The organism is Candidatus Zixiibacteriota bacterium (assembly GCA_040752815.1).
Classification (GTDB): Bacteria; Zixibacteria; MSB-5A5; order GN15; family FEB-12; genus JAGGTI01.
Map to the genome: position 1 here is coordinate 63,013 of JBFMGC010000005.1, position 12,012 is coordinate 75,024.

The following is a 12,012-nucleotide window of genomic DNA, read 5'->3' on the forward strand; positions in this document are numbered from 1 at the left end:
GCCGATGCCCCATGCCCTGCCGTTTCCGCTACATCGATGACAGTGATTCTCTGCAGGCGCTGGCGGCCAGGCTTGGCGCCGTCGGAACGGTTGCACTCGACACCGAGGCGGACAGCCTGCATCATTACTATGAGAAAGTTTGCCTGATTCAGCTGACGTTTGACGACGAATCCTACATTGTCGATCCCCTGGCCGATATTGACCTGAATCCGCTACTCGATTCGCTGGCCACCCGAAAGCTCTTGATTCACGGCGCGGAATACGATTTGCGAATGCTCCGCGCCGGGTATCGGTTCAAACCAAAAGGCGAAGTTTTCGATACGATGCTCGCTGCCCAATTGGTCGAGGGCGAGGCGCGCAGCCTCGTGTCTTTGGTGAAGCAGTACCTCGGCGTCGAGCTGACCAAACAGAAGCAGCGCTCCGATTGGTCGCGCCGTCCGCTCGGCGACGACCAGCTCACGTATGCCTGCAATGATACCCGCTATCTCGCTCCCGTCGCCGAGCATCTGGAGCGCGAGCTGAACCGTCTGGGGCGGCTGGAATGGCACCGCGAATCGTGCCGCCGTATGGTCAAGGCCACCGGCACGGACAAACCACCGCTCGATCCCGACCGGGTGTGGCGCATTAAGGGCCTGAGCGAAATGGACCGCCGCCAACTGGCGTTCGTGCGTGAAATCTGGCGCTGGCGCGAGCGGGAGGCGCAGCGAGCCGACCTGCCGCCGTTCAAGATCATGGGCAATCAACTCATAATCGATCTCGCCCTGTGGGCCTCACAAGATCGCGGTCATCAACTGCTGCCGCAACCCAAACTGCCCCGCACATGTGAGGGCGCTCGCCTGCAGCGCCTCGAGGGAGCGATCCGTCATGCGCGACGGATGCGCGAGCCCAAGTGGCCGTTCTATCGCGTGGGCGCCAATCAGGTGCGCCCCGAGTACGGCCCCGAGCTGGAAACGCTGCGCGAGGAATGCGCTCGCATCGCTGCACAATTGGGCGTGGAGCCGTCGCTGGTGGCATCGCGCAAGCAGCTTGAGGCCATAGCTCTCGCCCGCCCGACCACACCGTCCACTCTCCAAAAAGCTGGCCAACTAATGGACTGGCAGACAGAGTTGCTGCTACCGGTGGCAAGCAAGGTTTTCGAGACTTAGACCTGGAGGCCCACCGGTCCTCTGATCGATATTGCGAAGCTCGGCCTACAGGCAGTCGGGCAGGCCGAGCGAGAATCCCGTTATGAACAGATAATCGATCAGATTGGTGATATCGCCAATCGTAATATCGTCACAGGATGCAGCGCCTGGAGCCGATTGATTGATGTCCGCCTCCGGCAAACAGCCTATAACTCCCACACACGTCCCCGTGATGAACTTGGCATCGATAAGAGTCGTAACATCGCCGATTGTGGGCTCGTCCTCGCCGCTGCCGTTGGCATCGCCCACGTTGCCGACACAGCAACACGCATCGCCGACTCCGTTTCCGTCGAAGTCCTCCTGTCCGGCATTTGCCACCAGCGGGCAGTTGTCGGACACGTCCGCAACACCGTCGTTGTCGTCATCCGTATCGCAGGCATCCCCCTGGCCGTCGAGATCGGTATCGAGCTGGCTTGCATTCGCGGCCAGCGGGCAGTTGTCGGCGTCATCCGTAAACCCGTCGTTGTCGTCATCAGCGTCACAAGCGTCACCCTGGGGATCGCCGTCGTTGTTGGCCTGGCCGGGATTTACTACCAGCGGGCAATTGTCGGAACCGTCGGCGACTCCGTCGTTGTCGTCATCCGTATCGCAGACATCGCCCTGGCCGTCGGTATCGGAATCGAGCTGATTGGCATTGGCCGCAAACGGACAGTTGTCGCCGGTATCAGGGACTCCATCATTGTCGTCGTCAGTGTCGCACGCGTCACCCTGAGAGTCGCCGTCGTTGTTGGCCTGGTTGCTGTTCGCGATCAGCGGACAATTGTCCGATGGGTCTTGAATCCCGTCACCGTCGTCATCCGGATCGCAGGCATTGCCCAGTGCATCGAGATCGGTGTTTAACTGATCAGGATTGGCCACGGTCGGGCAGTTATCGCATCCATCCGGTATCCCGTCGCCATCGGTGTGAGCGAAGTCGTTGAATCCCGGGCAGATATCGCATCCGTCTGGGGCGTTGTCGCCATCGGCATCGGCATTATCGTCGAATCCGGGGCACAGGTCACACACGTTGCCGGAACCGTCGCCGTCGGCATCCTCCTGGCCGGCGTTTGCCTGCGCAGGGCAGTTGTCACAATCATCGGGGACACCGTCGTTGTCGGCATCCGAGGGCGATTGATCAGGATTATAGGTGTTAGGACAATTATCGCAAACGTCGCCAACACCGTCAGCATCCGCATCTTCCTGGCCGGGGTTGTTAATCTGGGAGCAGTTGTCGCTTCCGTTTGCCACCAGATCCCCGTCCACATCAGGGTCACACACGTCAGTAATGAGATCCCCGTCAAGATCATCAGCCGGACGGAATAAATAAGCCGCTCCGGCGTCATTACCTCCGGAATCCTCGAGCAGAGCGCCGACGATGACTTCAGCCCGACCATCACCGCTGGCGTCTCCCCCACCGGCGACGGCGAACCCGAACCACTCCGTTGTATCCACACCGATAAACTCGAACAGCAGACTGCCCGTCTGGCCTGAGAAGATGCGGGCCAAACCCCGGTCGGCGACACCATCCTGGTTGTAACCGTAGCCACCGGCCAGGATGTCGTCGATTCCGTCACTGTTGACATCACCGGCCCTCGCCACCGAAACACCGAAATAGTCCTGAACCCCAACGCCGTCGAACGTCCAGATGATCCCGCCGGTTTGTCCGGAGTACACATAGACCCGGCCTGCATCAGTAGCCGCAAAATCATGATTGCGCGCCCCCACGATCACGTCGTCATAGCCGTCGGCATTGATGTCACGAAGTCCCGCCACCGAGAAGCCGAATCCGTCAAACGTAGCCGCACCATTGAATGTGTGCAACACCGTGGCGTCGGCGCCTGAGTATACGTACACCCGCCCGGTGCCTGCGTTATGGAAATAAGCGCCGACAATGAGATCGTCGAAGGTGTCGTTGTTGACATCGACCGCGCCCGAGACGGCGTTACCCAACTGCGAGGCCGTTGCCGGGCCGGTGAATGTCCATATCAACGATCCCGTCGGCCCGGAGTAAACATACGCCCGGCCGGCCGCCGTTCCGCCGGCGCTGTTGCCGGTGGCGCCTACTATAACGTCCGGGTTGGAGTCGCCGTTTACATCACCGGCGTACGCGACCGAAAACCCGAAATGATCATTGGCAGCTTGTCCGTTTAGGGAATACAGTAGCGTCCAGTTCTGCCCTGAATAGACGTACGCCCTTCCCGCGCCGGACGCGACGGCATCGTTGTCCGGCGCTCCGATCAGCAGATCGTCATACCCGTCGCCATCGACATCGCCCGCGGTCGACACCGCCGCCCCGAATTTGTCCAAGGCAGCGGCTCCCAGCAGATGACGAAGTAATCGGCCGGTACGGCCTGAGTAAACGTAGACTTCACCGCTCTCGTTGTCGCCGGCAACCGGCGCACCGATTACGATGTCATCGTATCCGTCATTGTTGACATCGCCCGCAAATTGCACCGACGAACCGAAGTCCGCGAAGTTGTCTTCCCCGAAGAAGATGTACGTGGCGTAGTCACAGGCTCCGTGGGCGCCCGACGGAACCGCTGCGGCCGCCAGGATCCCAACCAGCCCCAGAAGCCGGCTCCAACCGAAGCGCCCCGATCGCCGAAGTGCCGCTCGACACATATAACAGGTCCTTTCGTAGAATGAATCCTATAAGGGTCATCTGATCTCTTCAGCAAACGAGGTGATAGAGATGAGTATCGAAAGGTGTCGATGGCTGCGTCTGCGAAAGGATGTCTGAGCAACCTGACGATACGCCGACACATTGACGGTGCCAGGCAGATGCCGTTGGATGATCCCTGTCAGCTATGTCGGACAGTGCGATGATCACGAAGTACGTGATCACCTAATACGCGATAATATCGGTCTTTTTAGTCTCCGCGTCAAGTGAAAAAGAGCTTTGGCAGGCGCGCGCCAGGCCATCCGCCGTCGACCGTGCGAGAGTTAGAGCCCCGTCGAGCGACGGGGCTCACGTTTAGATAGAAGAGACTACAAACAGTTCGGCAGGCCCATGGTTGGGCCGGTGATAAACAGGTAGTCAATCAGAATCGTGATATCACCTATCGAGATATCTTCGCAAGTCGGATCACCGGCAGCCGACTGGTTGACATCCGCCTCGGCCACGCAACTCAGAATTCCGTCGCAAGAACCGGAGATGAACTTGGCGTCGATCATGGCAGTGACATCGCCAATAGTCGGTTCGTCCTCGCCTGACTGGTTGGCGTCGCCGACCCTGCCCATACAGCAGGAGACCGTCACAGAAACCGGCGCCGACCAGGCGGTCTCTTCACCGAACGGATCCCTCACTTTGACTCTTACGCTGTAGCTCCCGAATTCGGCCCAGGAGTGCGAGGCTACAGCGGTGGCGCCGGAGTTGTACGGTCCGAGCCATCCGCTCATCTGACCGTCACCCCAGTCCCACTGGTAGAATATCATGTTTGCCTGGGGATCGGTTGCCTCGCAGGCAAAGGTCATAATCTGTTCAGGCGGGATGCGACCGCCGCCGAGAGCGATCGCGGGAGTCGCCGGCGCGGTATTGGCAGGAACACCGTTGCCGATTGCCACGTGGACTCTTACTTGGTAATTGCCCAGCCAATCGATCGCAGTCAGCAAATCGAGCGCGGGCACCGCTCGCTGGGCGCAGGCGACAATTTCCGGCTCATAGTATGGAACCAACGATGGACCCGGGGTGGGAAATCCGCCCATCATGTTTCTGTAGCCGCCGTCGAAAAAGCAGGTCGGCGTCGGTGTGACATACGACTGCTCCACCCAGGCATCGGCCACAGGATTCATGTCGCTCACCAGGGCGACGTACAACATCGGATACAAACCTGATGATTTCAATTCGTGCAGCGCAGACCGCGCTGAAGGGCAATACCCTCACGAGGTTGCCGTAGACTCCTGAATAAAAACCGGATGGGTATAGGGTGGAGATGCCTGGCTGCGGCCCGGCACACCCGGAGTGGCGGCCGCGGCGGCGTCGGTGTACTTCGCCGAAAACCAGTACCCTTCCGGCGGACTGGCATCGGTGGGAACGCCCTGCGACCTGAACACCACTCCAATCGCCATGATGTTTTCCTCGAAGATTTCGGCAATGCTTGTGGTGGAGGCATCCCAGGTGCCGGTACGATAGACCACATCGCCGTCCAGCATGTTGATGTTGGATACCAGCGGAAAACTCAAAAAGCCGTACCGGTAGAAGTCGCCGTTGTAGTCAACCCACCGGGCCAGCGGCTCCACAAGGAAGACTCTCACGGTACCGGAGTAGGCGGCCTCGCCATCATCCGGAGCAGCCGGGAGGAATGCGCCTGGGGGCGGTTCACCGGGTTTCTCGGAACCGTCCAGACACACCTTCAATTCTCCCGCCGGCGCTACGGACAAAAGGACGAGGACCAAGCCAACGACAAGTAGGGAGTAACGTTGCATGGGGTCCTTTCGTGTGCTCTCTGCGGAGTTGTACCTAACCTCTTGAATTAAGTGTTGATAATATACTTTTTTTGTCTCAAAATGCAATATTGATCATTATGACCGCGCCTGTATTCCGCGCGCCAGTTGCCAAAGTAAACCGCATGGCGTATCATCTCAGGTACATCCGAGTTCCGCTTGTCGGAGAAAATGGGTGAGATCATGCTCGTGAAGTCACGCGCCATCGGGCCGGCCCTGATTGTGATCGTCGCCACTGCCGGTCTATATTTTGGCTGGAAGTTGTTCTGGTTCATGACCGACGACGCCATGATCGCGTTTCGCTACGTCAGCAACAGCGTCCTGGGGCATGGCTACGTATGGAACCCGCCCCCTTTTCTGCCGGTCGAGGGGTACACCAGCTTCCTCTGGGTGGCGCTGCTTGATGTTGTCTGGCGGCTATTCGGCGTTGAGCCCCCTGACATTGCCAATACCCTCTCTCTTGTTTTCTCGTTCGCAACCATTGTAGTAACTGCATGGTTTGGACTCCGGATGTCCCTCACTGACCGGCTTGAGAAATACCGGCTCGGTCTGATCGCCCTCGCGCTGGCGGGGATGCTGACCAATCGCACCTTTCTCGCCTGGACCAGTTCCGGACTCGAGACCGCTCTGTTCAATTTTCTGTTTCTACTCTGGATCGGCATGACTGTCATTCCTCGGCGGCGCGGCACCGTCTGGATCCTCGGTATGACGCTTGTAGCAGCCCTGCTGCATCTGTCGCGGCCGGATGGACTCCTGATCCTGGTGAGCACGCTTCTCCTGGTCGGGCACCGTCTTGCCGGCATAAAACAGGAAGGCAGGCTGCGATGGAAAACCGGCGCAAGCCTGTCCCCGCTTCTTATCCCATTCATCCACCTCGGATGGCGGCGACTCACCTACGGGGAGTGGCTGCCCAATACCTACTATGCGAAGTATACGGCGCCGTGGCCCGAGGCCGGTATTCGGTACCTTGCGTCGTTCGTGCTGGAATTCGGCCTCTGGTTGTGGCTGGCGCTTCTGGTCTGGCTTGGCATTCTCTGGATGAAGAAGGAGGCGCCATCGGCTGCGCAATGGAGGACGAAGGCGCGCGCCTGGTTAAGCAGCACCGTGGCTGACCGCTCCGACTTCGGCACGCGCCGTCTGGCGCTTGTGATAGTGCTTGGCACGATCGCCGCGCATATAGCGTATTACACTCTGCTGGTCGGCGGGGATCACTTCGAATACCGGGTATTCAGCTACCTGGTACCATTGATCTTCCTGTCGTTCATCTGGATGATCAACCGTTTGCTGGCCGATGCCTGGCTGGCCGGGTGCGTGCTGGCGCTTTTCCTCGCCGTCTCCTGGCCAATTCAGTGGGTTCACTGGCTCGTCACCAAGGACTACACCGCCCGCGGCGAGACGTGGATCATGTTCATCCCGGTAGCCCCCGAGTTTCCCGCGCCGGTTCGCTGGTACGCCCAAACCTTTGACGAACTCCAGTTCTGGCTGATCAAGCATCACGTGTGCATGCGGCACCAGGAACACAAAGTGTTTTACGAGTATTTCAAGGCGCGCTTTCCGGAACGCTCGCTCGCGTCTCCCCCGCTCGCCGGAGAGTTTCCCATCGCGGCCTTTCAGTCGGTGGGTGTACCGGGTTGGGTATTCCCCAAAGTCGCCATTATCGATGCCTTCGGGCTGAACGACTATGTTATCGCCCGCCATAAGGTAAAACCTCACAAGTTTCGCCTCATGGCCCACGACCGCTATCCTCCCAAAGCGTACCTCGAGTCCTTCTCCCTCAACTACGGGATGATGAGCGACGAAACTGCCGGTTTCTACCGACGCGAGTACGAGATAACCCCCGAGGATATTCGCGCCACCGAGCAGTACTGGATAGACCGGGTCGTCCACGGGATTGAACGCCCGTTCTCTTACTCCATGCTGAATCGAATTGGGGAAAGTCTGGTTCGAACCGACGAGGCCGATAGTGCGACCGTCTACCTTCGCCAGGCAATCGCACTGGAGCCGAACCAGGTGCGAGCATACGTCAACCTGGCGCGCTGTTTCGATCAGGAAGACCAGTTGGACTCAGTGCGGCACCACCTGCTCAAAGCCTACGAACTCGCCCCGGACGATCCGCTGGTGCTCACGCGACTCGGTAAGTCGTATGCCCTGACCGGATATGACAACTATGAATCTGACTCCGCCATGGCAACTGCGGCGCTCGAGCAAGCCGAGCGCCTGCTTCACAAGGCGCTCCGGATCGACACCACGCTCGCAGAGGCGTTGGTAGAGCTGGCCTCGATCGACTTGTTTCTCGATCGAATTGAAAGCTCGATCACGTACCTTCAGAAGCTGGAATCGCACGCCTCGCCCCAGCCGTCGGAAGTACAGGTACTGGCTTACCGCTATGCCTACAAACAGCACCGTGAGCTGGCGGTGCGGGCTTTTCGTCTGGCGATCCACCACGGCCTCGACCCGTCGATGGCGAGAATTCTTGTAGATCTTTACCCGGAGCTTGCGGACACCACAGCGGCAGCGGGAGCGGTGCCATAGTCTCCACCAGATCCAGCTGACCCCGAAGAAGACACCGGGCGGGCCGGTCGGCCCACCCGGATGGGAAGGAGAAATATGCGATGGGGGATCAGCCCCTACCGCGTTTGCAATTGGTGCTCGATCGGTATCGAGTGCGCCGCCTGGCCGTCCATGGTCTTGGTAATGCCGTGTGAATACTCAGCGATAATGCCGTAATCCTGCCAGTGGGTGGTGGCGCTGACTATCGCCTTGGCGAGTTTCTCCTGATCGGCCGACTTATCCGAGGACTTGAATATCCCCGAACCGACAAAGACCGCCTCCGCTCCCAGGTGCATGCACAGCGCCGCATCGGCCGGAGTAGCGATCCCGCCGGCCGCAAAATTCGGCACTGGAAGTTTGCCCAGTTGGGCCACGACTTTAACCAGCTCGAGCGGCACCCGGTATTCCTTGGCGGCGCCGTAATGTTCTTCGGGCGACATAACGGTCAGAGCCTTCATCGCCGAGCCGATCTCACGCAGATGCTTGACGGCCTGCGACACGTCGCCCGTGCCCGCTTCGCCCTTGGTGCGAATCATCGCCGCACCTTCGGAAATGCGCCTCAGCGCCTCGCCCAGGTTGCGACAGCCACAGACGAACGGCACCTTGAAGGGCCACTTATCGACATGGTATTTTTCATCGGCCGGAGTAAGCACTTCGGACTCATCGATAAAGTCGATCTCAATCGCCTCGAGTACGCGCGCCTCAATGAAGTGGCCGATTCGGCACTTGGCCATAACCGGAATAGTGACGGCGCGCTTGATCGCCTCGATCACGTCGAGATTGGCCATACGAGCCACGCCACCCTGGGCGCGAATGTCCGAGGGCACCCGTTCGAGCGCCATCACGGCAACGGCGCCGGCCTGCTCGGCGATCGTCGCCTGCTCGGCGCATGTCACGTCCATGATCACGCCGCCCTTGAGCATCTCGGCGAGCCCGACTTTCACCTTGTGAGCCTTATCTTCAAACTGCTTCATCATAGTCTCATCTCCTGCTTACGCAACCCAACTAATAATATAACACGCCGGGCATTAATCATACAACGCCAAACCGTATTACGTCGACCCCGCCGGTCTGTTGTAACAGTTACAAAAAGGCGACCCGCCCGGAGGCGGGTCGCCGGAAATCGTGACGACGGCAACCTCTTAGTGTACCGTCTTGCGATAACGCGAGAAGCTGTGCTTGGACAGCGCCTTTTTGAAGGTCTTCTCCTGGGTCGTCCAGAATTCGCGCATGGTGCAGTCGGAGGCCCGGTCGCACGGGCAGGCCTCGCCCTCAGTACACAAGTTAATATGCAGCGGACCCTCGATCGCCTCGATTACGTCGAGGAATGAAATATCCTTGGGGGCATTGGCCAGCCGATAGCCGCCGGTCACGCCCTGGAATGACACCAAAATACCACCCCGGGTAAGATCTTTGAGAATCTTGGCGAGAAATTCACGAGGAATGGCCTCGGCTGCGGCGATCGAGTTGATCGAACCAAGTTTGCCTTTGGGCAGCGAGGACAGATGTTTTACCGCTCTGAGTGCGTAATCGGCCTTGCGTGATAGCTGCATGTGTATCTCCTTGTTCCAGTTTCAGCAATCCCAAACGACTTCGGTGGGGCGATAATGGCTATGTTGCCCCGCGCTTCCATCATAAGGTACGCGACAATACGAAAAAAGATTGGACAAGTCCATCAAAAAGTCATCTAAAATCTATCTTTTTCGCAACTTTGACCCTGTGGTCAATCAAAGAGCGGCCCCCCGTAACGGTCGGGACCGGTTGCTACAACCGGAGAGAATCCGCTGCGCCACAACGAGTTATAATATGCGAACAATTCCGCGCCTGAGTGTGTTAGACGTTTTTGTACTGCGGGCAGACCGCAGAGCAAAGAGATGCTACTTGGAGAATGGAAGCAAGATGTTGCAACAGAGCCAGATAAACACCACCGAGAATATCCTGACCATGACGCCATCGGCGGTTGTCGAGGCCAAGCGGCTCATGGCGCTCGAAGACAAACCCGGCTTGTTCCTCCGATTCGGAGTGACCACCGGCGGATGTTCCGGCTTTTCGTATTCGATGATGTTTGACGATCAGGCCTCCGATCTCGATCGCGAGTTTGAATTCGACGGTCTCAAGGTCCGTGTCGACCTCAAGGCACTCATGTACCTCAAGGGGAGCGTCGTAGACTACGAGAGCGGCCTGCTTGGGGGCGGATTCAAATTCTCCAATCCCAACGCCAAACGATCCTGCGGCTGCGGCTCGTCGTTTACCTGCTGATCGTATCCCGACATCGATGGAATACAGCATCGTCCAGCCGGACCAATTCCTGCAATCCGACATGTTCCGCCAGGATGAATTTCTCGACGGAATCGGCCACCATGACTGGGAGCAGTATCGCGGTCGGAGAGTGCTGGTCCGCGGCTGCGGGGATGTCATCACGCCGCCTTGGGCCTATATGGCGATCGCAGCCCGCCTGGTAGGAGTAGCCCGGTCAGTCAGGTACGGCAACGAGCACGATAACGTCGTGGTGTACCGAAGCGACCGATGAGGTCCCCCGCGATGCCAAAAGTCACCTTCCTGCCCGACCAGGTCGAGGTGCAGGTCGACGAGGGGATATCGGTACTCGACGCTGCCCTCGACAATAATATCCCTCTCAATCACAATTGCGGCGGCAACTGCGCCTGCTCCACTTGCCACGTAATTGTCGAGTCGGGGTTTGAGACGCTTAACGCCGTTTCTGACGACGAAGCGGAGATGCTCGAAGAGGCCGACAATCTGACCGCCCAGTCCCGCCTGGCCTGCCAATGTATCGTGAAGTCCGACCTGGTGGTGCGCATACCGCCAGGCCGGGTGATCTAGCGCCATCCCCGCCAATATCTCCTAAATCGTGGGCGGAAGACCTCCCGGTCTGACCCTTTTAGATCCTTCCTCGATACACGGGCAATCGAGGAGAGGCTTTCCCATAAGTTAGAAAAGTTGCGGCAGGTTCTTGTCCGGTTGCTTGAGGCGACCGGACCGAGGCCTGCCGCAACCGCTACCTGCACTGGCGAGAAATCGCCCCGTTCTGCCGATAATCACTACGATGGGTCTTTGGCCCTGACAGGCAGGTGCGTATGGCCGATTTCGAATCAAACCGAGGGTACACCTTGATCGAATTGGTGCTGGTGCTGGTAATCATCGGCGTCCTGGCCACGGTCGGCCTGAGATCCCTTTCCGCGGTGAACCGGACCAGCAGGATAGAACAAACTCGCCAGGACCTCGATCGCCTGGCTCACGCCATCGCCGGCAATCCTGAATTGGCCGCCGCAGGCGCACGAACCGATTTTGGCTATGTCGGCGATGTCGGCGGTCTGCCGCCTGATCTGGACGCGCTCGCGGTCAACCCGGGCGGTTGGTCCACCTGGCAGGGGCCGTATATCGGCGATCAATTCTCCAGTGGCGGCGCGAGCACAAACTACAAATACGATGCCTGGGGCGGGGCCTTCGTTTACTCCGGCGGCGTGTCTATAACGTCGACCGGCGGAGGCGTCATTCTCACGAGGCAACTTGCCGGCTCGGTCGCCGACCTGCTCTACAACCCGGTACGGTTGGTCGTGACCGATATTGACCGCACACCCCCAGGGACGATTTATGACGATTCGCTCAGATTCCTCCTGACCGTGCCGAACGGCAGCGGCGAAGTAGCGGTCAGAACGGTTCAACCACAGCCCAGCGGATTCGCGCAATTCGATTCGGTGCCAATCGGCATCCATCTGCTGAGGCTTGTTTATCTCCCGACCGCCGATACCCTCGCCCGACAGATTGTCGTTACCCCCGGCGCAGTGAGCTATCTCGAAATGTCGATGGCCGAAAATCTCTGGACCGGTAGTTGAAC

11 protein-coding genes are annotated in these 12,012 nt (G+C 58.9%); 6 read left to right on the forward strand and 5 right to left on the reverse strand.

Annotated features, from left to right (window positions below; translation table 11 throughout):
* Window positions 1-11: 11 nt before the first annotated feature.
* Window positions 12-1,145, forward strand: coding sequence for an HRDC domain-containing protein (locus AB1772_02665; protein ID MEW5795240.1), 1,134 nt, complete (start codon window positions 12-14; stop codon window positions 1,143-1,145).
* A 45-nt stretch (window positions 1,146-1,190) separates the two neighbouring features.
* On the opposite strand, the gene AB1772_02670 is transcribed toward AB1772_02665, so the two are convergent.
* The 3 genes from AB1772_02670 to AB1772_02680 all read right to left on the reverse strand — a co-directional run bounded on the left by AB1772_02670 (window position 1,191) and on the right by AB1772_02680 (window position 5,519).
* Window positions 1,191-3,785 (reverse strand): thrombospondin type 3 repeat-containing protein, encoded by a 2,595-nt coding sequence (locus AB1772_02670; GenBank protein ID MEW5795241.1) that lies wholly within the window; start codon window positions 3,783-3,785, stop codon window positions 1,191-1,193.
* 366 nt (window positions 3,786-4,151) lie between these two features.
* Window positions 4,152-4,982 carry a PKD domain-containing protein gene (locus AB1772_02675; protein MEW5795242.1) on the reverse strand — a complete coding sequence of 277 codons (831 nt, stop codon included), beginning with the start codon at window positions 4,980-4,982 and terminating at the stop codon, window positions 4,152-4,154.
* 60 nt (window positions 4,983-5,042) lie between these two features.
* Entirely contained in the window at window positions 5,043-5,519 is a 477-nt protein-coding gene (locus tag AB1772_02680) for a hypothetical protein (GenBank protein MEW5795243.1), read from the reverse strand.
* Between the two features lie 246 nt (window positions 5,520-5,765).
* Here AB1772_02680 and AB1772_02685 point away from each other — a divergent pair, with 246 nt between their 5' ends.
* A complete protein-coding gene (locus AB1772_02685) occupies window positions 5,766-8,138 on the forward strand; it encodes a hypothetical protein (GenBank protein MEW5795244.1) in 2,373 nt (790 codons plus the stop codon).
* 95 nt (window positions 8,139-8,233) lie between these two features.
* On the opposite strand, the gene pdxS is transcribed toward AB1772_02685, so the two are convergent.
* Together pdxS and AB1772_02695 are read right to left on the reverse strand one after the other, a co-directional pair.
* Window positions 8,234-9,130, reverse strand: a complete 897-nt coding sequence (pdxS, locus tag AB1772_02690; protein MEW5795245.1) for a pyridoxal 5'-phosphate synthase lyase subunit PdxS — start codon at window positions 9,128-9,130, stop codon at window positions 8,234-8,236.
* Between the two features lie 168 nt (window positions 9,131-9,298).
* Window positions 9,299-9,709 carry an Rrf2 family transcriptional regulator gene (locus AB1772_02695; GenBank protein ID MEW5795246.1) on the reverse strand — a complete coding sequence of 137 codons (411 nt, stop codon included), beginning with the start codon at window positions 9,707-9,709 and terminating at the stop codon, window positions 9,299-9,301.
* A 346-nt stretch (window positions 9,710-10,055) separates the two neighbouring features.
* On the opposite strand from AB1772_02695, the gene AB1772_02700 reads away from it, so the two are divergent.
* The 4 genes from AB1772_02700 to AB1772_02715 all read left to right on the forward strand — a co-directional run bounded on the left by AB1772_02700 (window position 10,056) and on the right by AB1772_02715 (window position 12,010).
* Window positions 10,056-10,415: an iron-sulfur cluster assembly accessory protein gene (locus tag AB1772_02700; GenBank protein ID MEW5795247.1), complete on the forward strand. Its 360-nt coding sequence runs from the start codon at window positions 10,056-10,058 to the stop codon at window positions 10,413-10,415.
* 16 nt (window positions 10,416-10,431) lie between these two features.
* Entirely contained in the window at window positions 10,432-10,686 is a 255-nt protein-coding gene (locus AB1772_02705; GenBank protein MEW5795248.1) for a DUF2480 family protein, read from the forward strand.
* 11 nt (window positions 10,687-10,697) lie between these two features.
* Entirely contained in the window at window positions 10,698-10,997 is a 300-nt protein-coding gene (locus AB1772_02710; GenBank protein ID MEW5795249.1) for a 2Fe-2S iron-sulfur cluster-binding protein, read from the forward strand.
* Between the two features lie 254 nt (window positions 10,998-11,251).
* The gene (locus tag AB1772_02715; protein ID MEW5795250.1) at window positions 11,252-12,010 is read left to right on the forward strand and encodes a type II secretion system protein; all 759 of its coding nucleotides are present in this window, start codon (window positions 11,252-11,254) and stop codon (window positions 12,008-12,010) included.
* Window positions 12,011-12,012: the final 2 nt, after the last annotated feature.